General features: G+C 68.5%; 21 protein-coding genes. 15 read left to right on the top strand and 6 right to left on the bottom strand.

Annotated features, from left to right (window positions below; genetic code table 11):
- The first annotated feature begins 56 nt into the window (after window positions 1–56).
- Complete coding sequence (locus NM203_RS23345; protein WP_255062865.1) at window positions 57–536, top strand: nucleoside deaminase; 480 nt, start codon at window positions 57–59, stop codon at window positions 534–536.
- Window positions 533–1,819: an alpha-amylase family protein gene (locus tag NM203_RS23350; RefSeq protein WP_255062866.1), complete on the top strand. Its 1,287-nt coding sequence runs from the start codon at window positions 533–535 to the stop codon at window positions 1,817–1,819. The genes NM203_RS23345 and NM203_RS23350 overlap by 4 nt, the downstream gene beginning before the upstream one ends.
- Here NM203_RS23350 and NM203_RS23355 read toward each other — a convergent pair.
- Complete coding sequence (locus NM203_RS23355) at window positions 1,816–2,250, bottom strand: DUF1810 domain-containing protein (RefSeq protein WP_255062867.1); 435 nt, start codon at window positions 2,248–2,250, stop codon at window positions 1,816–1,818. The genes NM203_RS23350 and NM203_RS23355 overlap by 4 nt on opposite strands.
- A 99-nt stretch (window positions 2,251–2,349) precedes the next feature.
- Here NM203_RS23355 and NM203_RS23360 point away from each other — a divergent pair, with 99 nt between their 5' ends.
- From NM203_RS23360 to NM203_RS23370, 3 genes are all read left to right on the top strand, one after another.
- Window positions 2,350–4,527: an adenylate/guanylate cyclase domain-containing protein gene (locus NM203_RS23360; protein ID WP_408633398.1), complete on the top strand. Its 2,178-nt coding sequence runs from the start codon at window positions 2,350–2,352 to the stop codon at window positions 4,525–4,527.
- A complete protein-coding gene (locus NM203_RS23365) occupies window positions 4,524–5,921 on the top strand; it encodes a mechanosensitive ion channel domain-containing protein (RefSeq protein WP_255062868.1) in 1,398 nt (465 codons plus the stop codon). The genes NM203_RS23360 and NM203_RS23365 overlap by 4 nt, the downstream gene beginning before the upstream one ends.
- A gap of 251 nt (window positions 5,922–6,172) precedes the next feature.
- Window positions 6,173–7,168: an esterase family protein gene (locus NM203_RS23370; RefSeq protein ID WP_255062869.1), complete on the top strand. Its 996-nt coding sequence runs from the start codon at window positions 6,173–6,175 to the stop codon at window positions 7,166–7,168.
- Between the two features lie 65 nt (window positions 7,169–7,233).
- Here the strand turns inward: NM203_RS23370 and NM203_RS23375 are convergent, their stop codons facing one another.
- Window positions 7,234–7,971, bottom strand: a complete 738-nt coding sequence (locus tag NM203_RS23375) for an SDR family oxidoreductase (RefSeq protein WP_255062871.1) — start codon at window positions 7,969–7,971, stop codon at window positions 7,234–7,236.
- 117 nt (window positions 7,972–8,088) lie between these two features.
- On the opposite strand from NM203_RS23375, the gene lon reads away from it, so the two are divergent.
- The 7 genes from lon (at window position 8,089) to NM203_RS23410 (ending at window position 17,312) form a co-directional block, all read left to right on the top strand.
- Window positions 8,089–10,410: an endopeptidase La gene (gene lon, locus NM203_RS23380; protein ID WP_255062872.1), complete on the top strand. Its 2,322-nt coding sequence runs from the start codon at window positions 8,089–8,091 to the stop codon at window positions 10,408–10,410.
- A 78-nt stretch (window positions 10,411–10,488) separates the two neighbouring features.
- Window positions 10,489–11,517 carry an LLM class flavin-dependent oxidoreductase gene (locus NM203_RS23385; protein ID WP_255062873.1) on the top strand — a complete coding sequence of 343 codons (1,029 nt, stop codon included), beginning with the start codon at window positions 10,489–10,491 and terminating at the stop codon, window positions 11,515–11,517.
- 29 nt (window positions 11,518–11,546) lie between these two features.
- Window positions 11,547–11,876 (top strand): TfoX/Sxy family protein, encoded by a 330-nt coding sequence (locus NM203_RS23390; protein ID WP_255062874.1) that lies wholly within the window; start codon window positions 11,547–11,549, stop codon window positions 11,874–11,876.
- A 49-nt stretch (window positions 11,877–11,925) separates the two neighbouring features.
- The gene (locus NM203_RS23395) at window positions 11,926–12,423 is read left to right on the top strand and encodes an endonuclease (RefSeq protein ID WP_255062875.1); all 498 of its coding nucleotides are present in this window, start codon (window positions 11,926–11,928) and stop codon (window positions 12,421–12,423) included.
- Between the two features lie 85 nt (window positions 12,424–12,508).
- A complete protein-coding gene (locus NM203_RS23400; protein ID WP_255062876.1) occupies window positions 12,509–13,549 on the top strand; it encodes an endonuclease domain-containing protein in 1,041 nt (346 codons plus the stop codon).
- Complete coding sequence (locus NM203_RS23405) at window positions 13,546–14,178, top strand: hypothetical protein (protein ID WP_255062877.1); 633 nt, start codon at window positions 13,546–13,548, stop codon at window positions 14,176–14,178. Before NM203_RS23400 ends, NM203_RS23405 begins: the two co-directional genes overlap by 4 nt.
- A complete protein-coding gene (locus NM203_RS23410; protein WP_408633405.1) occupies window positions 14,178–17,312 on the top strand; it encodes an ATP-binding protein in 3,135 nt (1,044 codons plus the stop codon). Before NM203_RS23405 ends, NM203_RS23410 begins: the two co-directional genes overlap by 1 nt.
- Here the strand turns inward: NM203_RS23410 and dctA are convergent.
- From dctA to NM203_RS23425, 3 genes are all read right to left on the bottom strand, one after another.
- Window positions 17,309–18,679 (bottom strand): C4-dicarboxylate transporter DctA, encoded by a 1,371-nt coding sequence (gene dctA / locus NM203_RS23415; protein ID WP_255062880.1) that lies wholly within the window; start codon window positions 18,677–18,679, stop codon window positions 17,309–17,311. The genes NM203_RS23410 and dctA overlap by 4 nt on opposite strands.
- A gap of 73 nt (window positions 18,680–18,752) precedes the next feature.
- On the bottom strand, window positions 18,753–20,228 hold the full coding sequence (locus NM203_RS23420; protein WP_255062882.1) for an acetyl-CoA acetyltransferase: 1,476 nt from the start codon (window positions 20,226–20,228) through the stop codon (window positions 18,753–18,755).
- Between the two features lie 26 nt (window positions 20,229–20,254).
- Window positions 20,255–22,585 carry a CaiB/BaiF CoA transferase family protein gene (locus NM203_RS23425; RefSeq protein ID WP_255062884.1) on the bottom strand — a complete coding sequence of 777 codons (2,331 nt, stop codon included), beginning with the start codon at window positions 22,583–22,585 and terminating at the stop codon, window positions 20,255–20,257.
- Between the two features lie 99 nt (window positions 22,586–22,684).
- Between NM203_RS23425 and NM203_RS23430 the strand changes: the two genes are divergently transcribed.
- Together NM203_RS23430 and NM203_RS23435 are read left to right on the top strand one after the other, a co-directional pair.
- Window positions 22,685–23,449 carry a CPBP family intramembrane glutamic endopeptidase gene (locus tag NM203_RS23430; protein ID WP_255062886.1) on the top strand — a complete coding sequence of 255 codons (765 nt, stop codon included), beginning with the start codon at window positions 22,685–22,687 and terminating at the stop codon, window positions 23,447–23,449.
- Between the two features lie 31 nt (window positions 23,450–23,480).
- Window positions 23,481–24,761, top strand: coding sequence for a 13E12 repeat family protein (locus NM203_RS23435; protein ID WP_255062887.1), 1,281 nt, complete (start codon window positions 23,481–23,483; stop codon window positions 24,759–24,761).
- Window positions 24,762–24,764: 3 nt separating this feature from the next.
- Here the strand turns inward: NM203_RS23435 and NM203_RS23440 are convergent, their stop codons facing one another.
- Window positions 24,765–25,349, bottom strand: a complete 585-nt coding sequence (locus tag NM203_RS23440; RefSeq protein WP_255062888.1) for a CGNR zinc finger domain-containing protein — start codon at window positions 25,347–25,349, stop codon at window positions 24,765–24,767.
- 101 nt (window positions 25,350–25,450) lie between these two features.
- On the opposite strand from NM203_RS23440, the gene NM203_RS23445 reads away from it, so the two are divergent.
- Window positions 25,451–25,933: a hypothetical protein gene (locus tag NM203_RS23445; protein ID WP_255062890.1), complete on the top strand. Its 483-nt coding sequence runs from the start codon at window positions 25,451–25,453 to the stop codon at window positions 25,931–25,933.
- Window positions 25,934–25,937 lie beyond the last annotated feature (4 nt).

The following is a 25,937-nucleotide window of genomic DNA, read 5'->3' on the forward strand; positions in this document are numbered from 1 at the left end:
CGTACCGACCCGCGGCGTCCACGGAACTCATCGCCGTTCTGCGTACACTTCGGTTCGTGTCGATCAGCGCCGACGACCTCAGCCACCTGCGCCGATGCGTGGAACTCGCCCGCGAGGCCCTCGAGGACGGCGACGAGCCGTTCGGGTCCCTGCTCGTCGACGGCGACGGCGTCGTCCGGTTCGAGGACCGCAACCGGGTCAAGGACGGCGATCACACCAGACATCCCGAACTGGCGATCGCGATGTGGGCGGTCGCCCACCTGGCCCCGGTCCAGCGGATCAGGGCCACCGTGTACACGTCGGGTGAGCACTGCCCGATGTGCGCCGCCGCCCACGCCTGGGTGGGTCTCGGTCGCATCGTCTACGCGACCTCCAGCGAGCAACTGCGTTCATGGCAGGCCGAATGGGGTACCCCCGCAGCGCCGGTCGCCGGGCTGCCGATCTCGACGGTGGCGCCGCGCATACCGGTGGACGGTCCGGCATCCGAACTGGCAGAGGAGATGAAGGTGCTCTACGAGGCGAAGTTCCGCAGGTGAGCGCCGACTGGGTCGAACACGCCATCTGGTGGCACGTCTATCCGCTCGGGTTCGTCGGCGCCCACCCGGCCGATCCCGCGCCGACGGCCGACGAGCACCGTCTGCGCCGCCTGGTCGACTGGCTCGATCACGCGAGGGAACTCGGCGCATCCGGGTTGGCACTCGGACCGGTCTTCGCGTCGCGCACCCACGGTTACGACACGACGGACCACTACCGGATCGATCCGCGGCTCGGTGACGACGACGACTTCGACCTGCTCATCACCGAGGCGAAGAGCCGCGGCCTGCGCGTGCTGCTCGACGGCGTGTTCAACCACGTGGGCACGGACTTCGCGCGGTTCCGCGACGGTGATTCCGCGTGGTTCCGCCAGCGCGGCCACGACTTCGAGATGTTCGAGGGACACGACGGCCTGGTCGCTTTGAACCACGACAACGCGGAGGTCGTCGACTACGTCGCCGACGTGATGGCGCACTGGCTGCGCCGCGGCGTCGACGGCTGGCGCCTCGACGCGGCCTACGCCGTCTCACCGCGCTTCTGGCGCACGGTGCTGCCTCGGGTGCGCGATCAGTTCCCCGACGCGTGGTTCCTAGGCGAGGTCATCCACGGCGATTACGCCGGGATCGTCAAGGCGTCGACGTTCGACTCCGTCACGCAGTACGAACTGTGGAAGGCGATCTGGAGCAGCCTCAACGACGGCAACTTCTTCGAACTGGACCACGCGCTGCGCAGGCACGACGAGTTCGTCGAGACGTTCGTGCCGCTGACGTTCGTCGGCAACCACGACGTGACCAGGATCGCGAGTCAGCTCGACGACACCCGGCACGTCGAGCACGCGCTGGCGCTGCTCTTCACGATCGCGGGCACGCCCAGCGTCTACGCGGGCGACGAGTGGGCCTACCGCGGTGTGAAGGAGGAGCGCTTCGGCGGCGACGACGCAGTGCGCCCCGAGTTCCCCGCGCGGCCGCAGGACGCGACACCGCTGGGGCACGACGAGTTCCGGCTGCATCAGCATCTGATCGGGCTGCGCCGGCGTCACCCGTGGTTGTACTCGGCCACCACCACCGCCCTGACACTGGCCAACGAGCAGTACGTCTACCGGGTATCGCACGGCGATGACGCGCTGGTCGTCGCGCTCAACATCGCCGACGAGCCGTTGCGAATAACGCTGTCCGAGTGGGGCATCCGTGACGGCGTGGTCGTCGCCGGCTCCGGTATGCCCGGTGCGGATCGCATCGCATCGCTCGAGGTCGAGCCGCACGGGTGGGCGATCGTCGCTCCTTAGGAGTCGCCAAGCCTCGCGGTCGTGACGGAGTCGCGGCCGCCGCGGTAGTACTGCGACAGCACCTTCTCGAAGATGTCGGGATCGGACGCGACCGCGGCGAACAGCGTCATCGACGACCGCAGCTTGAGCGCATCCACGCCGCCGAGGACGAGTTCGGGCGAGTTGGCGCCCAACCCGGTCAGCAGATGCGCACAGTGCCGCAGCCGCGGGCCCAGCACGTCGTGCTCCAGGTACGCGATCGCCTCCGCACGGGACGCGATTCCGTAGCGCGTCGACGTCTCGGTGCGGCCCAGCCCGCGCAGTTGGGGGAAGATCCACCACATCCAGTGGCCGCGCTTGCAGCCGGCACGCAACTCGGCCACCGCCTCGTCATAGGAGCCACCGCGGTCCTGTGCGTCCACGAACCTCTGCAGATTGAACGGATCGGTCACGTCTCCACCGTGCCGCAGCGCCGGACGGTTGTCGACGGTGCTCGAACATCGCCGCATCCGGGGTCGGCGATTGCCTGCGCAAGCTAATCTTTTCGCACCATGACGACCTCGGCGGACACCTCACACAGCGTTGACTCCGGCCAACCGCCCGCACGTACGAGGAGGTTTCGCGGCCGGCTGCTGTCGCGGGTGAGCATTCAGTCCAAGCTCCTCGTGATGCTGCTGCTGACGAGCGTGCTGTCCGCCGCCGTCGTCGGCGCCATCGGCTACCAGTCGGGCCGTAGTTCGCTGACCGCCTCGGTGTTCGATCGGCTCACCGAGATTCGACAGTCGCAGACCCGTCAGCTCCGCGTCGGCATCGAGGATCTGAAGAACTCGCTGGTGATCTACACGCGCGGATCCACGACCACCCAGGCGGTCGAGGCCTACACCGCGGGTTTCGATCAGCTCGCCGACGCCGCCATCTCGCCGCAACAGCAGCAGTCGATCGTCGACTACTACACGAATCAGTTCGCCCCGGAGCAGAACAGGGAGACGGGCGAGCAGGTCGACGTCAACGCGTTGCTTCCCACTTCGAACGCGCAACGTTATCTCCAGGCGTACTACACCGCGCCGTTCTCGGACTGGGAGGTGGCGATCAAGTTCGACGACGCGCGCGATGGCAGCGCGTGGTCGGCGGCCAACGCGCGCTACAACGAGTTCTTCCGGGAGATCGTGTCGCGGTTCGAGTTCGAGGACGCGCTGCTCCTCGACACCAGGGGCAATGTCGTCTACAGCGCGTACAAGGGTGTGGATCTCGGGACGAACGTGCTCACCGGCCCGTTCAAGGGAAGTGAGTTGACGAGCGCGTACACGCGAGCGCTCGACTCGAACACCGTTGACTACGTGGGCGTCACGGACTTCGGCGAGTACGAGCCCGCGGACGAGCCGACCGCGTGGTTCGTCTCGCCGGTGGGGCCGCAGAGCCGAGTCGAAGGGGTTCTGGCACTGCAGTTCCCGATCTCGAAGATCAATCGGTTGATGACCGTGGACCGGCAGTGGCAGGAATCGGGGATGGGTCTGACTGGCGAGACGTTCATCGTCGGACCCGACGACCTGATGCGATCGGATTCCCGGTTGTTCCTGGAGGATCCCGAGGCGTACAAGCGCGACGTCGTCGATGCCGGCACGCCGCCCGACGTGGCGCAGGAGGCGATCAACCGGGGCGGCACGACGCTGATTCAGCCCGTGCCGACGGAGGCGACCAAGCTCGCGCAACGCGGGCAACGCGGCACGCTGGTGGCCGACGACTACCTCGGCCACGAGACGCTGCAGGCCTACGCCCCCGCCGACATCCCCGGCCTGCGGTGGAACGTGATCGCCAAGATCGACACCTCGGAGGCGTTCGCCCCGGTGTCGAAGTTCACCAGAACGCTGGTCCTGTCGACGGCGGGGATCATCTTCTGCGTGTGCATCGCCGCGATGCTGTTGGCCCGGCTGTTCGTGCGGCCGATCAGACGGCTCGAGTCGGGCGCCCAGCGAATCAGCGCGGGCGACTACGGCGCGACGCTGCCCGTCGTGTCGCGTGACGAATTCGGTGATCTGACCGTGGCTTTCAACGACATGAGCCGCAACCTCGCCATCAAGGAGGATCTGCTCAACGAACAGCGCCGGGAGAACGATCGACTATTGCTGTCGCTGATGCCCGAACAGGTCGTCGCACGGTACCGCGAGGGCGAGGAGACGATCGCCCAGGACCACCAGGACGTCACGGTGATCTTCGCGGACCTCGTCGGTCTCGATGCGTTGTCCGCCGAACTCGCGTCCGAGGAGTCGCTGGCCATCGTGAACAAGCTCGTTCGCCAGTTCGACGCCGCGGCGGAGAATCTCGGCGTGGAGCGGGTCCGCACCCTGCACAACGGTTACCTGGCGAGCTGCGGGCTGAACGTACCGCGCATCGACAACGTCCGGCGCACAGTCGATTTCGCCATCGAGATGCAGCGCATCGTCGACCGGTTCAACAACGAGTCCGGCCGGTCGCTGAAGTTGCGGGCGGGAATCGACACGGGCACCGTGACCAGCGGGCTCGTCGGTCGCGCCAGCATCGCCTACGACATGTGGGGATCCGCGGTCGATCTCGCCTACCAGGTGCAGAGCGGCTCCACACAGGCCGGCGTCTACGTCACGGCCAGCGTGTACGACGCGATGCGTGACAGCAGGCAGTTCACCGCAGCGGGCGAACTCGACGTCGGCGGTGAGTCGCAACGGATCTGGCGCCTGGCGGAGCGTCAGTCGTGACCCGCGTCGTCGATTCGTCCTGGTTCTACTGGGCCGTCGGCGTAGCCATCGGATTGCCGATCTGCCTGGTGATCCTCACCGAGGTGCGCGCCGCGCTGGCGCGTCGTGGCAGCGCGCTGACCAAGCTGGTGAGCTTGGTGCGCAACTACATCCTGCCGCTCGGGGCGCTGCTGTTGCTGCTGACGAAGGCCACCGAGGTGTCGGCCGAAGCCACCCCCGTCCGCATCGTCTCGACCGTCCTCGGCTTCGTGCTGCTGGTGCTGGTGCTGTCGGGGCTGAACGCCACCCTGTTCCAGGGTGCACCGGAAGGGTCTTGGCGACAACGCATTCCATCGATCTTCCTTGATGTCGCACGCTTTCTGGTGATCGCCGTCGGCCTGGCGATCATCTTCTCCTACATCTGGGGCGCGAACGTCGGCGGACTGTTCACCGCGCTCGGCATCTCGTCGATCGTGCTGGGCCTGACCCTGCAGAACTCCGTCGGTCAGATCATCTCGGGCCTGCTGCTGTTGTTCGAGCAGCCGTTCCAGATCGGTGACTGGGTGGACACTCCCTCGGCGCGCGGGCGGGTCGTTGAGGTCAACTGGCGCGCCACCCACATCGACACCGGCAGTGGGCTCCAGATCATCCCGAACTCGGTGTTGGCCGGCGCCTCGTTCGCCAACCTGAGCAGGCCGCCCGGTGAGCACTCGATCACGGTGGTCACCGAGTTCGCGATGGGAGATCCACCCGATGACGTGTGCGGTCTGCTGACCAGGGTGGCAAGCGGATTGCCGAACCTCCGGAAGGACGCGGCACCGTCGACGGTCGCCGCGGGCGCCGGTCAGTACAAGACGTCGATCCCACTGCGGTCCCCCGCCGACGACTTCCGCGCGAGGGCGACGTTCACGCGCTGGGTCTGGTACGCCTCGCGGCGCGCGCAGTTGCGCCTCGACGGGCAGGACGACGACTTCGCAACACCGGAGCGGGTGGAGAAGTCGGTACGGATCATCGCGCCCACGCTGCGGCTCAACCACACCGACCACCAGCAGATCCTCTCCGAGGTGCGTCTCACGCGCTACAGCGCCGACGAGGCCATTCAGAGTCCCGGCCAGGTGCCCAAGCGGATGACCTTCATCGTCAACGGTCGTGTTCGTCTGGTCGCACAGGGTGAGGACGGCGCGGTGATCACGGTGCGCGTGCTCGAGGAGGGTGACTTCCTCGGATCCACGACCCTGACCAGGGAGCCCGTCAGCACCGGTGCGTATGCCGTGGACGAGGTCACCGTGCTGCAGCTCGATCGCGCGGCTGTCGAGGAACTGGTGGCGCGAAAGCCGTTGCTGCTGCAGGAGATCGGTAGGACCATCGAGGAGCGGCAGGACGACGTGCGGCGGGCGCTGGCCGCGGCGGACTAGCCGGAGTCGAGTTCGGCCAGTCGGGTGTGTCGGCACCTGACGGTTAACCTCATTTTTCACTTCATTCACACAGGTCACAGGCTGAATCGTGCCCTTTGGTCTCCGCGCCGAGTCGGAATCGTTAGCCAAATGCGATGTCACAAGTGGGTGTTGGGCTCGGAGGTAAACGACATCGACGTGATTCACTGACGCTCACAGAGCAACGGCGCTTGCTTGAAGAGGACGTGACGAAAGGACGGTTGGTTGCCGTTATGAAGTTCATCAGGAATATTCGTGGTGCATGGGCGCGCCGGTTGGCGGTCGGCGCCATGGTTGCCGCGGTGCTACCCGGGCTGATCGGCTTCTCGGGGAATTCGGCGACCGCAGAAGCATTTTCGCGGCCCGGCCTCCCCGTGGAGTATCTGGATGTGTTCTCCCCCTCGATGAATCGCAACATCCGAGTGCAGTTCCAGGGCGGCGGTCCGCATGCGGTGTACCTGCTGGACGGCCTGCGTGCGCGGGACGATTTCAACGGCTGGGACATCGAGACCAACGCATTCGAGTGGTACTACAACTCCGGCCTGTCCGTTGTGATGCCGGTCGGCGGTCAGTCCAGCTTCTACACCGACTGGTATCAGCCGTCGAAGGGCAACGGGCAGGACTACACCTACAAGTGGGAGACGTTCCTCACCCAGGAGCTGCCCGCCTACCTCGAGGCCAATAAGGGTGTGTCGCAGAACGGTAACGCCGTCGTCGGCCTGTCGATGGCCGGTGGTTCCGCGCTGACCTACTCGATCTACTACCCGCAGAAGTTCATCTACGCGGCCTCGTTGTCGGGCTTCCTGAACCCGTCCGAGGGTTGGTGGCCCATGCTGATCGGACTCGCGATGAACGACGCGGGCGGTTACAACGCCGAGAGCATGTGGGGGCCGTCGAGTGACCCGGCCTGGAAGCGCAACGACCCGATGGTCAACATCAATCAGTTGGTCGCCAACAACACTCGGCTGTGGATCTACTGCGGCACCGGCACCCCGTCGGATCTCGACTCCGGTACCGCCGGCCAGAACCTGATGGCCGCGCAGTTCCTGGAGGGCTTCACGCTGCGGACGAACCTCACCTTCCGCGACAACTACGTCGCCGCGGGTGGCACCAACGGTGTGTTCAACTTCCCGCCGCAGGGGACTCACACCTGGGCGTACTGGGGCCAGCAGGCTCAGCAGATGCTGCCCGATATCCAGCGAGTCCTCGGAGCGCAAGCAGTCGCATAGCTCCATCGCGAGACCAGGGAGCCTGCCGTTACCCCCCGAACGGCAGGCTCCCTTCTCGTTGTCGGTCAGCCCTGCACCGTCGGTCTGATGGTGAGATCACCGATCTCCACCCCGGCCGGCTGTTCGATGGCGAAGGCGATGGCGCGCGCGACCGCGTCCGGTGCGATCGCGAATTCCGGCATGTGCGAGCCGATCTCGTCCTGCTCACCGGGGGCGGCGAAGTCGGTCCGCACGTAGCCCGGTGAGATGCCGGTGGTTCGTATCGCGCCGTCAGTGGATTCCTGGCGCAGCGCCTCCATGACGGTCCGGACGGCGTTCTTCGTCGCCGCGTAGACACCCATCTCGGGCACGATCTTCAGCCCCGCAGTCGACACCGTCGTCACGAAGTGGCCGCGGCCCTGCCGCAGGAACACCGGCATCGCCGCGGCGATCCCGTACAACACCCCGCGCAGGTTCACGTCGATCATCGCCGTCCACCCGTCGACGTCGCCGTCGGTGAAGGGGCCCAGCGACGCCACACCCGCGTTGCTCACCAGCACGTCGAGCCCACCGAACCCGTCGACCGCAGTGCCGACCAGGTGCTCCAGGTCCGCGCGGCGGGTGACGTCGGTCGGCACGGTGCGCACGTCCGACGACAGTTCGGCTGCGAGCGCATCGAGACGGTCCGTCCGCCGCGCGCCGAGAACGAGTTTCGCGCCGCGTTCGGCCAGCAGTCGCGCGGTGGCCTCCCCGATGCCGCTGCTGGCGCCGGTGATGGCGATGACCATGCCGGCGATCGGATCGCTCTGAACTGCTCTGCTCATACGGTCTACGACCCCGCGAGGCTCGGGGGTATTCCGCGCATTCCGCTCTCGGCGATCGCCGGGAACAAAGGAGTCCATCCCAGGGTTGAGCGCATCAGGTTCAACTTTGGAGGATTGATGTCTGAAGCCATCGCAGTTCCCGTCTTGTTCGTCACCGAACCGGTGGTGCTGCCCGGCATGGTGGTGCCCATCGAGCTGGACGACGCAGCGCGTGCCGCGGTTGACGCCGCGCAGGCCACGGAGTCGGGCAAGCTGCTGATCGCCCCCCGCCTCGACGACCGCTACCCCACCTACGGCGTGCTCGCCTCGATCGTGCAGGTCGGCCGGGTCCCCGGTGGTGGCGCGGCAGCCGTCGTCCGCGGTGAGCGCCGTGCACACATCGGAACCGGCACCACCGGGCCCGGCGCGGCCCTGTGGGTCGAGGTCACCGAAGTGCCCGACGCCGAATCCGACGACGACACGAAGGCGCTCGCGGCGGAGTACAAGAAGCTGCTGCTCGCGATGCTGCAGCGCCGCGAGGCGTGGCAGATCGTCGACGTGGTCAACAAGATCACCGATCCGTCGGCGTTGGCCGACACGGCCGGCTACGCGTCGTACCTGACCAGCGAACAGAAGCGTGAGTTGCTCGAGTCCGAAAGCGTGAGTCGTCGCCTCCGTTTCCTGATCGAGGTCACCGGCGAGCACCTGGCCGAAGTCGAGGTCAACGACAAGATCGCCGAGGACGTCCGCTCCGGCATGGACAAGCAGCAGAAGGAGTTCCTGCTGCGCCAGCAGCTCGCCGCGATCCGCAAGGAGCTCGGCGAAGGTGAGCCGGAGGGCTCTGATGACTACCGGGCCCGCGTCGAGGCCGCCGACCTCCCGGAGAAGGTCCGCGAGGCCGCGCTGCGCGAGGTCGGCAAGCTGGAGCGCTCCAGCGAGCAGAGCCCCGAGGGCGGCTGGATCCGCACCTGGCTGGACACGGTGTTGGAGCTCCCGTGGAACGTCACCACCGACGACTCGACGGACTTGAAGTCGGCCAGGGAGATCCTCGACGCCGACCACCACGGCCTCGAGGACGTCAAGGACCGCATCGTCGAGTACCTGGCGGTGCGGGCACGGCGGGCGCAGCGCAACATGGCCGTCGTCGGCGGGCGCGGATCCGGTGCCGTCATGGTGCTGGCAGGCCCTCCGGGTGTCGGCAAGACGTCACTCGGTGAATCCGTGGCACGGGCGCTGGGCCGGAAGTTCGTTCGCGTCGCCCTCGGCGGCGTGCGCGACGAGGCCGAGATTCGCGGCCACCGGCGCACCTATGTCGGCGCACTGCCCGGCCGCATCGTGCGCGCCATCGGCGAAGCCGGTTCGATGAATCCGGTCGTCCTGCTCGACGAGATCGACAAGGTCGGCTCGGATTACCGCGGCGATCCGTCGTCCGCGTTGCTCGAGGTGCTCGACCCGGCGCAGAACCACACGTTCCGCGACCACTACCTGGAGCTGGATCTGGATCTGAGCGACGTCGTGTTCCTGGCGACCGCCAACGTGATCGAGAACATCCCGTCGGCGCTGCTGGACCGCATGGAGTTGATCCAGATCGACGGCTACACCGAGGACGACAAGGTCGCCATCGCGCGCGATTACCTGCTGCCCCGGCAGGCCGAGCGTGCGGCCCTCGCCGACGGCGAGGTGACGGTGACCGACGCTGCGCTGCGCAAGATCGCCGCCGATTACACCCGTGAACCGGGCGTGCGGCAGTTCGAGCGCCTGCTCGCCAAGGCGCTGCGGAAGGTGACGACGAAACTCGCCGCCGACCCCGCGGCGTTGACCATCGACGAGCCGGATCTCGTCGAGTACCTCGGTCGTCCGCGGTTCACGCCGGACTCCGACGAGCGCACGGCGGTGCCCGGTGTCGCGACCGGCCTGGCCGTCACCGGTCTCGGCGGTGACGTGCTGTACATCGAGGCGGGCGCGACGGACGGCGAGCCGGGACTGAAGCTCACCGGCCAGTTGGGCGACGTCATGAAGGAGTCGGCGCAGATCGCTCTGTCCTACGTGCGCGCCCACGCCGAGCAGTTGGGCGTCGACCCGAAGGCCCTGGACCGTCAGATCCACGTGCACGTGCCCGCGGGCGCCGTGCCCAAGGACGGCCCGTCGGCGGGCGTCACGATGGTGACGGCACTGGTGTCGATGGCAACCGGGCGGCAGGTTCGCGGGGACGTCGGCATGACCGGTGAGGTCACGCTGAACGGCCGGGTGCTGCCGATCGGCGGCGTCAAGCAGAAGCTGCTCGCCGCGCAACGGGCCGGGCTGAAGACCGTGTTCATCCCGCAGCGCAACGAGCCGGATCTCGACGAGGTGCCGGCCGAGGTGCTGCAGGCGCTCGAGGTCAAGCCGATGACCGACGTCGCGGAGATCGTGGCGCTGGCTCTCGAGCCTGCGGCCGACGTGGCGACTGTGGCTGCCTGACAAGTGAATCGAACGTGACGCCGGAGTCACCCCGAAGGACGGGCGTGACTCCGGCGTCACGCTGGTGAGAGGACTGCTTTGCCCAGACGAGGCGACCCCCTGCGCAAGCTCGGTTTCCTGACGATCGGCCGATTCGACGTCGCCGACCCGCGGCCGGGGCTCGAGGAGACGCTGGACACCATCGTGCGGGCGGAGCATCTCGGCTTCGACAGCGTGTGGCTGCGAGACCGGCACCTGCAACCGGGGATCTCCTCGCCCGTGGCGATCATGGCAGCGGCCAGTCAGCGCACTCGCCGCATCGAACTTGGCACCGCCGTCATCCCGCTGGGGCTGGAGAACCCGTTCCGGCTGGCCGAGGATCTCGCCACCGTCGACCTCCTCTCCGGTGGGCGCATCAATCCCGGTGTCTCGGTGGGCACGCCGATGCTCTACGACCACTACAAGACGGCGCTGTACCCGGAATCCCATGACCTGCAGGACTTCTCGAAGGAACGGGTACTGCGCCTGCTTCGCGGACTGCGCGGCGAACCGGTCAGCGACTTCGCCGGCACGGTGGGCATCGAGCAGTTCACCGACAGCATTCAGCCGTACTCCCCCGGACTGGCCGACCGGGTCTGGTACGGCGGCGGCCGGGACTCGGCGATCTGGGCGGGCCAACAGGGCATCAACTACCTGACCAGTTCGGTCGTCACCATCGAAGGCACCGAGTCGCGAGATTTCGCCACGATCCAGGGCGAGCACATCGATGCGTTCCGCGCGCACCACGCGGCGCCGGAGCGCGCCAGGGTCTCGCAGGGGCTGGTGGTCATCCCGACGGATTCGGCGACCGACGACCAGGTCCGCCGCTATCGGGACTACGCCGCAAGCAGATTCGATCGCACCACGTCACCGCAGGGTCCGCGCGGCATGTTGTTCTCGCCGGATTTCGTCGGCACCTCCGACGAACTGGCCGACAGGCTCTTTGAGCACGCCGGCTTTCAACGGGCCGACGAGGTGGCATTCGCGCTGCCCTTCACGTTCGGGCCCGACGACTACACGCAGATCATCGACGACCTGGCTAAGCGACTCGGGCCGCGTCTCGGCTGGCAGCCGCCGAACGGGTGGTGACGGCTCCGGCGGTGTGATTACGTGGGGGGATGGCCTACGACGACGTCCTCGCGAACCGCATCCGCGAGCTGCTCGCACACGAAACCGTCACGGAGAAGGGGATGTTCGGCGGATTGGCGTTCCTGATCGGCGGGCACATGGCGGTGGCCGCGAGCGGCCGCGGCGGGCTGATGGTGCGGGTGCCGCCCGACGACACGGAGGCTCTGCTCGCCCGCGAGCACGTCGAGCCGATGATCATGGCGGGCCGGGAGACGCGGGGATGGCTGCGGGTGGCTGATGAGGGCGTCGCGACCACACGCCGACTCCAGTCCTGGGTGACCAGGGGTGTCGAGTACGCCAAGGGCCTGCCGCCCAAGTAGCCGGGATTAGTCGCCGCGGCGCATGGGTATGACCCTCACAATGCGGCCCGTGAAGCACTTCGTCCGCCTCCTGACGGGAGGCGCGGACGACTCATACGCAGCGCGGAGCGGAATCCGCCTGAAGGACCGGCCCACTCCGCTGTTTCAACTGCTGGTGCTTGCACTGCTCGCCAGCAGGCGCGACAGCATCGACGCCGCGGTTCGCGCGGCTCGCGAATTGTTCAGGTCCGGCCTCAAGTCCCCCAGAGCCGTGCTCGAGAGCGATCGCCGAACCGTCGTCGCGGTGCTCGGTGAGAACACCGCTTCGCGACTGCGCGCCTTGGCGCTGCGCGTCCGCGACGAGTTCGACGGCGATCTTCGCAACCTCGGCGTCCGCGCCGGGTACGACGAATCGCTGGTGGCAGCCGAGGTGCAGACGTTCGACGGGGTTGATCGCACCGGCGCCGCCGTGTTCGTGCGCGAAGTTCAGGCGGTGTGGACCTGGGTGCAGAGCAAGGCCGACCCGTGGTCGTTCGCGCAGCGTCGCAACGGCGATCGCGTGCACTGAGCCACCTCCGCGCAGCACGGCCCCGCCCTGCCGATCCGGGCAGCGTGGTCCAGAATGTGGTGACCGTCTGGCCGAGGGGGTGCTGGTGAGCGTGGAGGCTCATCCATCGGCGACAGCGGCGCACTGGGCCGGGCTTCCGGTCTACGGTGTCGTCCGCATCGCCGGAGCCGATCGCGCCGCGATGGCGGTGGCGCTGGACTCCCTCGGCGGCAGCGCGCCCGCCGTGATCGGCTGCGACATCGACCCGTCCGCCCCGGCTGCGCACATCGTCGACGACGTCGTGGCCCAGTTGTCGAGCGTGGCACGCGACCTGTTCCCGGCGTGGTTGCCCGGCGGCGAACACGCGGAGGGTGTCAGCCTCCTCGATCGGAGAGCCGTCCGCACACGCGCGCACACGCTCGCGGCGACCACGGCGCACTACGGCCCGTTCCTGGCGGCGCTGGCCGAGGACGCCCTGACCGGTCGCTCCGCAAGCGCCGTGTTCCCCGCTGAGACGAGGGTGCGCGGGCTGACTCGGATCCTGACCCTGGCATACCGGCGCGACGCCCTCGTCGTCATGCTCGTCGGCTCCGCCGGCTCCGATTCGGACGGCGGTGCCGGCGCGGCCGCCGCCTGGCTGGCCGATCACGGCGGTGTCGGCGTATGGCTGGTCGGCCCGGAACTGGCGGGCGTCGACCGGTTCCCCGCCGTGTCCCCCGAACTACCGAACCTCGTGGCACGGGCCGCAGCGGCGTCGCCCGCCGAGCCGCCCAGACCCGACTACCCGGCGATCACGGGACGGCCCCACCCGCGCAGCGCGGCCGAACAACGCCTCGAGCAGCGGCTCGCCGCCGCTGAGTGGGCACGCGGCCGCGTCTGGAACCAAGTGCATCAACCGCATTCACTCGTGCCGCCGATCCGCGTCGATCTGATGTGGCCCGACCTTCGGTGCGCGGTCGAGATCGACGGCCCGGACCACCGCGGCGCGCTCAAGTACGCCGACGACCGCCGTCGTGACAACTCCCTCGTTCTCGACGGTTATGCAGTATTGAGATTCACCAACGACGAGATCCTCGGCGACCCGTCCCGCGTTCTGAGCGTCATCGAGCGCCTCGTCACCTCACGGCAGAAAGGCGATACTCAGTGAGCGTCCACCCCGACGAGCTGACCGGCGGCGAGCAGGCGGTCCTGCTCGTACTGATGGCGGAGTGCCGCCCGGTGCCCAACGCCCGGTTGAAGGATCTCGGACCCGATCTGACCAAGTCGCAGCGAGAGAACCTGCAGCGCAAGGAGTTGATCGAGGTGCGGGGCAAGCCGATGATGGTCGAGCTCACCGAGAAGGGGTGGCGGATGTGCCGTGCGATCGCCGGTATCGACGCACCCGCCGGTGTGACGGGGCAGAAGAAGGCGATGTACACCGTGCTGAAAGCGCTCGACCGATACCTCACCGATGCCGATCTGGCGCTCGCGGACATCATCACGCCCGCCGCCGACGAACCCGCCGCGGTCGCGGGCGACGACGTGGAGGGCCGGATCCGCAGCGTCTACGCGGAACTCGCGAGCCGGCCCGGTGGCTGGGTCTCACTGACCCGCCTGCGGGGACAGTTGGCCGACGTCGACCGTGACGACGTGGACAATGTGTTGCGAGACCTGTTGCGGTCCCGCGGGATCAGCCTGATTCCCGAGGAGAACCAGAAGGTGCTCACCGACGCCGACGACGTTGCGGCGGTCGTCATCGGCGGCGAGAAGAACCACCTGATGGCGATCCGGTCATGATCGACGAACGCCAGCGCAAAGCGCTCGCCGAACTCCGGCTGAACTGGGTCGAAACGCTCGACGACATCTGGCATCCGCAGGAGTCGCACATCGGCGGCCTGCACGACGGGGCACTGGCCGACGTCATGAGCGCGTTCGACGATGCCGACCAGCAGCCCGACTCCAGCCCGATCGGCGTGGCTCTGCGAGGACGCGCCGGCTCCGGGAAGACCCATCTGCTCGGACACGTGCGCGACCGCGTGCAGTCGGCGGGCGGGTACTTCTTCATGGTGCAACTCCTCGACGCCACGAACTTCTGGCAGTCGACGCGCGGCGGCATCATGGACAGCCTCGGCAGGCCGGGCAAGGTACGCGAGACGCAGTTGAAGGATCTGCTGTGGCAGCTCGAACAGTTCGCCCACGTCTCACGGGCCGCCCGGCGTGCCCTCATCGGCGACGAGGATCTGACCCCCGAAATCCTCAACGAGTTCGTCGAGGCTGTGGGCGCGGCGCGCGGCGCCACCGTGCGCAGTTGCCGGCAGACGCTGCGCGCGATGGTGCTCGTCGCCTCCAACGATCCGGCGCTTCAGGACATCGGCGAGGCGTTTCTCGGCGCGGGTGGCGAGATCTCCGCCGACGAGCGGGTGACGTGGGGGCTACGCGCCGAGAATCGCTCCGCACAGCAGACCGTCGGCGAGATCTCCCGGCTGGTGGCTCTCGCCGGGCCCGCGGTACTCGCGATCGACCAGATCGACACGCTTCTCGCACAGGCGACGTCGGCAACCGGCGACGGCGCCGTTCACGACGACAGCCGCAATCTCGAGCACGTGGCGCACGGTCTGATGGGCATCAAGGAGGCGACGCGGCGGACCGTCGCGGTGGTGGCCTGCCTGCCCAGCGTGTGGGAACTGATCCAGGACAAGGCGACTGCGACCGTAGCGGACCGGTTCCGCGAGTCGGAGGTGCTCGAGCGACTGCCCAACGCGGACGTCGGCCGCGCCATCTTGGAGCGCCGCTTCAGCGCCCGCTACCGGCTGTCCGGCTTCCTGCCGCCGTACCCGAGCTGGCCGATCCTGCCGTCGGCGTTCGACGACGCCCCGGACTACACCCCGAGGCGCCTACTGCAGCGTGCCGACGAGCACGTACGCGCCTGCCTGCGCACCGACGAGGTGGTCGAGCTGGCCCATCTCGGCGACGAAATTCAGACGACCACAACAACATCGACGACGGTGCCGCAGACGGTTACCGCTGAACTCGACCGGCGATTCGCCGAGTACCGCGGGCGCGCCGTCGCCTCCGCCGCACTGAATCCCGATGGCGAGGACACCACGGTTCCCGGCCTGCTGGCGGCGGGTCTGCAGGCGTGGATCGCGGAGCGAGACTCGGCCGAGCGTTCCTTCCGCACGGACCCACCGCCCGGTCGAGTGGTGGCACTGCACGCGCGGTTGCGGCAGAGCCTCGACGCCGCGACCGAGGACGAGCGGCACTGGTCGTTTCGGGCCATCGCACACGGGCACGCCGGGGCGGTGCAGACCCGCATTCGGAAGGCCTGGGACGCAACGGGAATCGCATCCGACCCGGATCGCAGACGCCTGGTGCTGTTACGCAACACCGCGTGGCCCGGTGGTGCCAAGACCGCGGCGCTCATCGCCGAGGTCGAGGCGGCGGGCGTGCGCACCCTTCCGCTGAGCGAGTCCGACCTGCGCACGTTGTCGGCGCTGCGCGACATGATCGACGACGACCACCGGGATCTGCCCGACTGGCTGCGTCAGCGGCAACCCGCGCACGGCACCGCGCTGCTGCGCGCCGCCCTCGACGACGTCGCCGGCGAGGCTCCGCCTGCTCCCCAGCCCCCGCCCGAAACCCCGGTGGCCGCACCGACTTCCACCGCACCCGACTACCCCGACGTCGTCACTACCCCCGACATGCTGCCGTTGGGCGTCGACACGGCGGGGGTGCCGGTGTCGGTGCAGCTGTCCGCGCTGCGCAAGCACACGGTGATATTCGCCGGTTCGGGCTCCGGCAAGACGGTGTTGATCCGGCGGCTCATCGAGGAGTGCGCGCTGCGCGGCGTGTCGTCCATCGTGCTGGACCCCAACAACGACCTGTCGCGATTGGGCAGCCCGTGGCCGGAACCTCCGATCGGGTGGAATCCGGCTGACGACGCCCGAGCCGCCGAGTTCTTCGCGAACTCCGAGGTGGTCGTGTGGACCCCTCGCAGGGACTCGGGCCGGCCGCTGTCGTTCCAGCCGCTGCCGGACTTCGCCGGGGTGATCGACAACCACGAGGAATTCGACGAGGCCATCGAGTCGGCGGCGGCCGCCCTCGAGCCACGCGCGCTCATCACCGGCAACACGGCGAAGGCGATGCAATCCCGCGCCGTGCTGAAAGTGGCGCTGCGGCACTACGCGCGCAACCAACCGCGGGCGACTCTGCCCGGGTTCATCGCCATGCTCGGCGATCTCCCGTCCGGGGTGAGTGAACTGCCCAAGGGCCCGAAGCTCGCCGCCGAACTCTCGGCGAACCTGCACGCGGCGATGGTCAACGATCCGCTGTTCGGCGGTCACGGTGCGTCCGCCGACCCCGGCGTGCTCCTGACGCCCTCCCCCGGCCGCCGGGCCAGGGTGTCGGTGATCAACATGGCCGGCCTGACCAACGATCAACAGCGCGAGGGATTCGTCAACCAACTGCAGATGGCGCTGTTCTCGTGGATCAAGCGCCATCCGGCGGGCAACCGACCGCTGGGCGGGCTGCTGGTGATGGACGAGGCCCAGAACTTCGCGCCGTCGGATCGCTACACCGCCTGCACCAGAAGCACATTGGCGCTGGTGTCGCAGGCCCGCAAGTACGGTCTCGGGCTGGTGTTCGCCACGCAGGCTCCTCGCGGTCTGCACAACTACGTGCCGGGCAACGCCGCAACGCAGTTCTACGGTCTGCTCAACTCCCCCGCGCAGATCGCCACCGCCAGGGAGATGGCGCGCGTCAAGGGCGGCGAGGTGCCCGACATCAGCAAGCTACGGGCGGGCAACTTCTACGTCGCGCTCGAAGGTGAAGCCTTCCACCGGATTCGAGCGCCGTGGTGCCTGTCCCACCACCCGCAGAGCCCGCCGACCACCGACGAGGTGCTACAGCTGGCGAGGGCGGGCGGACGTTAGGCCCTCGCCTCGGCGCGTTCCTCCGCCACCGGCTCCTCCAACGGCTGCACCGGCTCGCCCGCGAGCACCCGGCGCATCCGGTCAGCGTCGAGCTGACCCTCCCAGCGCGCCACCACCATCGTCGCCACGCAGTTGCCGAGGAGATTCACCGACACGCGCATCGAGTCCATGATGCGGTCGGCCCCGAGCAGCAGCGCCACGGCGGCGACGGGAATCGCGCCGTGTCCGATCGCGGCGACGGTCGCCGACAGCGCCAGGAACGACGAGCCGGGTACACCCGCCATGCCCTTCGACGTCAGCATCAGCACCAGAACAGCGGTGATCTGCTCGCCCGGGGTGAGGTCGACGCCGAGCGCCTGGGCGAGGAACAGCACGCAGATCGACAGGTACAGGGTGGCCCCGTCCAGATTGAACGAGTATCCCGTCGGCACCACCAAACCGGTTGTCGTGCGGGAGCATCCGGCGAACATCAGCTTGTCCATGATGCGCGGCAGCACCACCTCGGTGGAGGCGGTGCCCAGCGCGAGGAACAACTCGTCCTTGATGTAGTCGACGAAGCGCCACAGGTTCACGCCCGCGAGGAACCACGCGATGGCGCCGAGCACCAGGATGAACAGCGCCGCACCGAGGTAGCACGCGGCGATCAGCTTCGCGTAGCTGCCGAGCGACGAGATGCCGTACTGGCCGATGATGTAGGCCATCGCGCCGAACGCGGCCAGCGGCGCCAACCGCATGATCCACCCGATGATGGTGAAGAAGAGGGCGCTGAGGTGCTCGACGAGCTCGAACACCACCGGTGGGCCGTGCTCGCCGAACTTGGCCAGCGCCAGACCGAACAGCACGGCGAAGAACAGCACCTGAAGCAACTGGTTCTCCGCGAACGCCGAAACAGCCGACGTCGGAATGATGTTCAGCAGGAACTCCACCGTGTGCGGCAACTCGCCGTCACCGGTCTTCTGCGCGACGGCGTCGGCGCCGGTGGCGAGCGTCTCGGCGTCGATGTTGAACTCCGCCCCCGGCTTGACCAGGTTGCCGATGACCAACCCGAACAGCAGCGCGAAGGTCGTGACCACTTCGAAGTAGACGAGCGCTTTGACCCCGATGCGACCGACGGACTTGAGGTCGCCGACGTGGGCGATCCCGATGACCACGGTGCAGAAGATGATCGGCGCGATCAGCATCTTGATCAACTTGATGAACGCGTCGGCGATCGGCTTGAGGCTGGCGCCGAACTCGGGAAACAGCCAGCCCACGGCGATGCCGGCGACGATGAAGATCAGCAGCTGGAGGAACAGCGACGTGTACCAGGGTGATCGGCGCGGTGCGTTGTCCTCGACGAGGTCGGGTCGCGTGTCGGTGTCGGTCATTGACAACGAGTACGCCCGCCGCGTGTCGTGACGGTCAGGTGCGCGTAACCACGGCGCTACGGAAGAAGCGGAGTCACGCCAGGTTCGCCGTCCCGTCGGCGGCGACGACGATCCCGGCGCCCGCGATGTCCTCCGTCGTGCTGGTCTTCGCCTGCGACCCGTCGGTGATGACCGCCAGCGTGCGCGCACCCTCCGGGGTGCGCACGGCGACGAACACCTTCTCGGCGTCACCCTCCCTGGTGAACGGTGTCGTCCACGTCTCGACGGTGCCGGTGCCCGACCACTCCACCTCCACGGCGGTGGTCGGCTGGGCGTCCACCTCCGATTGCACGTCCTCCCAGGCGAACTCGCGCGTCGGCGGCTGCGTGCCGTACACGCCGAAGCTGTGCTTGGTCAGGTACCCGCCGTTGGCCGTGATGAGGCCCAGCCGCTGCGGGCCCTCGACGAGTCGTTCGGCCATGGTGGCGATCGAGTGCGACACGTAGTTGTTCCACGGCCCGCCCGCGAACGTCAACCCGCCGGTCACCGTCAGCGGCCGCGCCGGATCGCCGACGGGAAGTCCCAGTTCACGCGCCGCGACCTGGACGGCCGACGGGAAGCACGAGTACACGTCGACGAGTTCCACATCGCCGATGTCGGTGCCCGCCAGGTCGAGCGCGCGGCGACCGGCGATTCGGATGGCCGGCGACGATTCGAAAGACGCACGCTGACTGATCTCGTAGGTGTCGTGCGCGTCGGTCCCGGAGTAGGGGAAAACCCAGCGGTCCGAGGGGATCTGCAGATGCTGCGCCTTCTCGACCGAGGTGAGGACGAGCACCGCGCCCTGGTCGACCATGTTGTTGGAGTTCATCAGCTTGGGATACGGCCAGCTGACCATGCGGTTGTCCGGGCCCGCCTGCCAGATCTCGTCGGCCGCCAACGCCTTTCGGTTCCACGCGTGCGCGTTGGTGGCGGCGACCGCGCTGAACTGCGCCCACAGTTCGCCGATGCGGCGTCGGTGCGCATCCGGTGTCTCGCCCGCCGCGATGCGGACGGCCTGCTCGAACATCGGGTAGACGTAGGCGGGCCGGTCGAGATGAATGCGCAACTCCCCCGGCCCGGCCATCGGGAACACCTCGTCGGAACCCGGTGCCATCGGCACGGAGTCGCTCTGCTTGGTCCAGTCCAGCGAGCCGCCGCGCGCCCGCACCCGATGGCGCGTGCGCCATGTCTCGGCACCGGCGATCACCACGGCGTCGTTGCGGCCCGCCTGGATGTCCAGGCACGCGCGGTTGACCAGGGACTGCGGTACGTTGCCACCGATCCCGGTGTACAGCGTGCTCGCCGCATCGGCTCGAATGCGCTGCGCCAGTAGCAGTCCCGCATCCCGGTACCGCCACGACAACAGGTTCACGATGCGGACCGAGTCGACCGCCTCCAGCACCCGCGGGTCGGCGGCGGCTCGCGCGGCCTCGACCATCAGGTCGACCGGCTCCACCTCGGGACGTTCGTCGTGCTGATTCACCTGGCCGTAGCCGACGAGCACCGGTGTTCTGGGGTCGAGGGACAAGGTGGAGCCTTTCTGTCGGTTGCGGTTCAGGATTCGTCGGGCTGCCAGGCGAACAGCACGCCCCGCTCGATGAGGTCGTCGACGGCGTCGTCGGTCAGGTCGAGGTGCGTGCGGCACACCGCGCGGGTCTGCTCGCCGGGCATCGGCGCCGGCCGCAGGTCGGCGTCGGGGATGTGCCTGCTCGGTGCCGCGCGGCGTTCGGCGTGCATGGGTTTCTCGAACAGCGGGTGCACCATCTCGGCGAAGACGTTGCGGTGGCGCAGTTGTGGGTCGGCGAGCACGTCCACCGCACGGTTCATCGGCGCTGCGCAGACGCCGCGATCCTGCAGTCGCTCGGCGACGGTGACCTTGTCCAGTCCGACGCTCCAGGCGGCGATCGACTCGGCGATCGCGGCCCGGTCGGACGGCAGGCCGTCGACCCCCAGCACGTCCGCGAGCGCGTCGCGGTCGGCGGTGGAGCGCAGCGAGACCACGCACCACTCGTCGTCACCCGCGCACGGATACACGCCGTGGAGTTCGTCGCCCGCGTCGACGTCGAGTCCCGCCGCACGCGCCGCCTGCGCGACGAACGAGGTGGCCAGCGTGTTCACGGCGACCTCGGCCTGCGAGATGTGCACGTGGGCACCGGTGTCGTCGCCGCCGATCATGGCCGCCAGCGCGGCGATCGCGGTGATGCGGGCGGCGACGTGGTCCGGGAAGATCGTCGTCGCGTCGTAGAAGCCGGTATCGGCGGGATCGTCGGACGCCCACAGCCGGCTCACGCCGGTCGTGGCACGCACCAGAGGGCCGTATCCCATCTGAGCGCTCCACGGCCCCGTCGCGCCGAACGCGCTGCTCTCGGCCAACACGATCCGCGGGTTCATTCTCAGCAGCTCGGTATGCGAGAACCCGAGCGACTCAAGGGTTCCCGGCTTGAAGTTCGCGAACACCGCGTCCGCTCCGGCGACCAGCCTGCGGAACAACTCGGCGCCGTCGGGGTGGCGAAGGTCGAGTCCGAGGCTGGCCTCGTTGCGGTGGGTCAGGGCCCACGACCTGCTCATCGGTTTGCCGGGCAGCGTCTGGCGCAATCCGTCCGGATACGCGGCACTCTCGATCTTGACCACGTCGGCACCGAGATCGGCGAAGAGCCTGCCCAGTTCCCCGCCCGCGACGATCACGCCCAGGTCGAGGATTCGCAGGCCCTCGAAAGGCCTTGTCGCCGAGAGGCTTTCGCGTATCTGCGGTCGCTTCGCGGAAGCGATCCAGGTCGGCTCGGCCTCGGCGCACTCCGCAACGTGTCCCGCATGTCGCCCGTCGAGCACGAACGGGCCGGTGGGAGCCGGCAGCCGTGAGTCGCCGAAGGCCACCTCGGTGAGGGCCCCGACGGATTGGAAGTGGGCGGAGGCGAGCGCCTCAGCCGGTGTCAGCACGGCGGCCAGAGGTACTCCCCGGCGCTGCCCTTCGGCCACGAGATCGGCCATGGTGCCATCGGCGAACAGCTCGGCGAAGGCCGCGTTGAGTTCGGCGCTCGCGGCGTACCTCGCGGCGATGGTCTCGAATGCGGGGTCGGAGAACCGTGCGGGTTCCCCGAGCCAGCCGAACATTCCCCGCCACTGCCTTCCCGACAGCAGACACATTCGGACGAATCCGTCGCGGCAGGCGAACGTCGGATAGATCTGCTGGTTGCGAGGTCGGCCGCGCCACAGTTCGTGGGACTGCTTCAGCCCGACCGCTGCCTGGCCCTCGGATCCGAACGGCGGGTCGAGCGCTTGCACCACCGCCTCGAACCGGGAGAAGTCGATGTAGTCGCCCGTGCCGCAGCGCATTCGGTGATACAGCGCGACGAGGGTCGCCCAGGTCGCCTGCACCGCCGCGGTCGCCGATGCGATGCCGACGGGCGGCAGCACCGGGCGGCCCGTCGTCGGACCGGAGCGCGACAGAGCGGTCGACATGGCGCACAGCACCGCGTCGGTGGCCCGCCAGTGCGCCCGCGGCCCGGTCGCGCCGAAGTCGCTGACGGCGAGCACGACGAGTTGGGGGAAGCGGTCGGCGAGCTCACCGGCGGTGGTGCCGAACGCCGCGACCCCACCACGGTCGATGAGCACGTCGGCGGCGCCGGCCAGATCGACCAGCCGCGCACGGTCGGCGGGTGACTCCGGGTCCAGAACCGCGGAGCGCTTGTTGGCGTTGCCGAGCGTGAACCCGATGCTCGTCCCCGCCACCGAGGGGGCGGTGTGGCGACCCGGCGCGCCGCCCGGCGGTTCGATCTTCAGGACGTCGGCACCGAGGTCGGCGAGCAGGCGGCCGACGATGTCGGTATCGGCGTCGCCGAGGTCGAGAACCCTGACCGAGGCCAATACCTGACACCTGTCAACCATGGGGACAGTATTGATCAGCCCCCTGGGCGCCGTGCTCGCGGCCCTGAGAAGGCCGTCGTGAGCTGGGGGTATGCGCCAAACCGGTATACTTGGCCGGTTATGTCTGATGTCAGCGCGGTCGATGCGCCACCCCACCCGCTGATCGACCAGCTCTCAGCGCTGCATCACGCTCGCATCTACGTCGACATCGGCGTCGTCGTCGTGGTGCTCGCCCTGACGAATCTGCTGGCCCACTTCACCACCCCGTGGGCGAACATCGCGGTGGTGCCCGCCGCGGCGGTCGGTCTGGTGTTGCTGGTGCGGTCGCGCGGGCTGGGCTGGGCCGAACTCGGACTCGGTCGCGAGCACTGGCGTTCCGGGGCCGGCTACGCGGTCGCGGCCGTCGGCCTCGTCGGTCTGGTCATCGCCATCGGGGCACTGCTCCCCTGGACGCGGCCGATGTTCATGAACGACCGTTATGCCACGCTGTCCGGCGCGCTGATCGCGTCGATGATCATCATTCCGCTGCAGACCGTGATTCCCGAGGAGCTCGCGTTTCGCGGGGTGCTGCACGGAGCGCTGGACCGGGCCTGGGGGTTTCGCGGTGTCGCGGCGGCGGGCTCGCTGCTGTTCGGACTGTGGCACATCGCGACGTCGCTGGGGATGACCAGCAGCAACGTCGGCCTCACGCAGATCTTCGGCGGCGGCGTCACCGGGATGGTGTGCGGCGTGGTGCTCGCCGTGCTCGCCACCGGCGCCGCGGGTTTCGTGTTCACCTGGCTGCGCAGGCGCAGCGGCAGCATCATCGCCCCGATCGCGCTGCACTGGTCGCTGAACGGCCTCGGCGCCCTGGCGGCCGCCCTCGTCTGGCACGCCTCGACCTGAATTGTCGGTGGGCGATGGCACAATCGCACACATGTTCGAACTGAAGGCGGTGGATCCGCCCGCGGACGAGGTCGCGATGATCGATCGCATCGCCGAACTCGAACGCGAGAAGTGCGCGGCTGCTGCCGAACAGGCCGAACTGACCGCCGCGTTCGCCGCCCGGCGCCACGCCCGTGAGGAAGCCGAGGGGGTGCCCGCCCGCCGCCGCGGCCGCGGGTTGGCCGGTGAGATCGCGTTGGCGCGACGCGACTCGCCGAATCGGGGTGGTCGCCACCTCGGGTTCGCCCGCGCCCTGGTCCACGAGATGCCGCACACTCTGGCCGCGTTGAAGGCGGGTGCTCTCTCGGAGTGGCGGGCCACGCTGATCGTGCGGGAGTCGGCGTGCTTGGACGTCGAGGACCGCCGCGAACTGGACCGCCGGATGTGTGCCGACCAGAACCTTCTGGAGGGCAAAGGCGACAAACGGATCGAGGCCGACGCGAAGGCCATCGCCTACGAGCTCGACCCGCAGGCGTTCGTCGACAGAGCGGTGAAGGCCGAGTCCGAGCGGACCGTGACGATCCGGCCGGCACCGGACAACATGACCTACGTGACGGCCCTGCTGCCGATGCCCAGGGGCGTCAGCGTCTACGCCGCCCTCAAACGGGAAGCCGACGTGACCTTCGACGGTCGCTGCCGCGGTCAGGTGATGGCCGACACCCTCTACGAGCGGATCACCGGCCAGCCCGCCGAGGTGCCTGTGCCGATCGCCGTGGACATGGTGATCACCGACGAGACGCTGTTGGGTGACAACGACATCCCGGCGCGGGTCTCGGGTTACGGGCCGATCCCGGCGTCGATCGCACGGAGGTTGATCGTCGCCGCGGCGACCGGGACTCGGACGCGGGCCACTCTGAGGCGCCTGTTCCGGCATCCGAAGTCCGGGGCGCTGGTGGCGATGGAATCCCGCTCGCGGCGCTTCCCGAGGGGATTGGCGAAACTGATCGCCGTGCGTGACGACACGTGTCGCACGCCGTACTGCGACGCGCCGATCCGGCACACCGATCACGCCACCCGTCATGCCGATAACGGGAGGACCGACGCCCTCAACGGCATCGGGGAGTGCGAGGCCTGCAACTACGCGAAGGAAGCGCCGGGGTGGACGGTGACCGCCGGGGTCGACGAGAACGGCACCCACACGGCGCAATTCGTCACCCCCACCGGTGCGAAACACCACTCCCAGGCACCACCCCTGCCCGGCCGACAGTCGCGCCCCATACGCCGCATCGACATCGTGTTCGTCGACGACGAACGGTTCCGTCCCGCGGCGTAGGAGCTAGCGGTGCGCGCGCTTCCGGGCCCGGAAGTCCCGGTTCTTCAGCCTGTTGCCACACGACGACATGTCGCACCAGGTGCCGCCGTGGTTGCGTGACCGGTCGTAGAACGCCCACCGGCACTCGTCGTTCGCGCAGGCCTTCAGGTGGGTCCACGTCCCGCCGCGCTGAGCATCCTGGACCACAAGCAGCAGGCCGGCGATCCGGTCGCGCACTGTACTGCCGACGGGTGCGACACCGATCCGCCCGTCCGTCCCCACCGAGGCCCGCAGAGCCACGTCGGCGGCGATGGCGCGCAGGGGTGCGGTGACGGCGGCGGCCGGCGCGTTGCCGTCGGTGTTCTGAATAACCAGCGCGCGCAGGGCTTCCCGAGCCTCGACGAGGACGTGCAGGTCGTCGCCCGACACCGCGGCGTCGGAGTCGAGGAGGTCGTGGTCCATCAGCCATGGTTCGGCGTCGTCAGCGGTTGCCAGTCGGTCGCGGCCCGACTCCCAGTCAACGGTGTTGATCAGGGCCTGCACCCGGCGCAGCGGTTCGGGCGCGGGCTTGGCCTCCGTGTCTCCGAGCCACGGTTGGGTCGTCGTCATATTCACACCCTACTCCACTGGTGACTGTCTAAAACGTTTGACTGGTCATGCGTGACCGGTATAGCCTTTTTGAAAGTCACGATGAGAACGAGGGGATCGACATGACAACGCACTCGGTGTGGACCGACAGGACATTCGAACCGCTGGCGGCGGGGCAACCGTGGGCGCACGTGCGACCCGGTTGGTCAACGCGACTGCGCGCTCGGCTACTGGCTCGGCGCCTCGACAGGCGCATCGACGCCGACGCGGACGTGCGGCCGGGATCCGTGCTGGCGGCACATCGGTACCGGCTGTCGACCAGGCGCGAACGCACCGATCTGGCCCGCAGCCTGACACTGGTGGTGCGCGACGCCGTCGAAGGTCCCGACGTGCTGAATCCGCGGGTCGCGGTCCGCACACCGGAGGTGCTCCGGCACCGCGAGCTCATCGAGGACGTGCGCCGACGGCTGGCCGGGCCTGCTCCGGTGCGGGTGCGCGGAATGGCCCGCCTGCGGCTGCTGCTCGCAGACGGGCGCGGACCGCTCTATCGGCAGAACGCGGGAAGCCTCAGCGCCGCTCTGCGCGGCGTGCTCGCCGCACTGTGAGCCG

Source organism: Mycolicibacterium arenosum, assembly GCF_024320865.1.
GTDB lineage: Bacteria > Actinomycetota > Actinomycetes > Mycobacteriales > Mycobacteriaceae > Mycobacterium > Mycobacterium arenosum.

Bases quoted from the DNA above. Each gene is read 5' to 3' on its own strand.
- NM203_RS23360 (WP_408633398.1), top strand. From the start codon at position 2,350: ATGACGACCTCGGCGGACACCTCACACAGCGTTGACTCCGGCCAACCG.
- NM203_RS23370 (WP_255062869.1), top strand. From the start codon at position 6,173: ATGAAGTTCATCAGGAATATTCGTGGTGCATGGGCGCGCCGGTTGGCG.
- NM203_RS23375 (WP_255062871.1), bottom strand. From the start codon at position 7,971: ATGAGCAGAGCAGTTCAGAGCGATCCGATCGCCGGCATGGTCATCGCC.
- lon (WP_255062872.1), top strand. From the start codon at position 8,089: ATGTCTGAAGCCATCGCAGTTCCCGTCTTGTTCGTCACCGAACCGGTG.
- NM203_RS23390 (WP_255062874.1), top strand. From the start codon at position 11,547: ATGGCCTACGACGACGTCCTCGCGAACCGCATCCGCGAGCTGCTCGCA.
- dctA (WP_255062880.1), bottom strand. From the start codon at position 18,679: ATGACCGACACCGACACGCGACCCGACCTCGTCGAGGACAACGCACCG.
- NM203_RS23425 (WP_255062884.1), bottom strand. From the start codon at position 22,585: ATGGTTGACAGGTGTCAGGTATTGGCCTCGGTCAGGGTTCTCGACCTC.
- NM203_RS23430 (WP_255062886.1), top strand. From the start codon at position 22,685: ATGTCTGATGTCAGCGCGGTCGATGCGCCACCCCACCCGCTGATCGAC.
- NM203_RS23435 (WP_255062887.1), top strand. From the start codon at position 23,481: ATGTTCGAACTGAAGGCGGTGGATCCGCCCGCGGACGAGGTCGCGATG.
- NM203_RS23440 (WP_255062888.1), bottom strand. From the start codon at position 25,349: ATGACGACGACCCAACCGTGGCTCGGAGACACGGAGGCCAAGCCCGCG.
- NM203_RS23445 (WP_255062890.1), top strand. From the start codon at position 25,451: ATGACAACGCACTCGGTGTGGACCGACAGGACATTCGAACCGCTGGCG.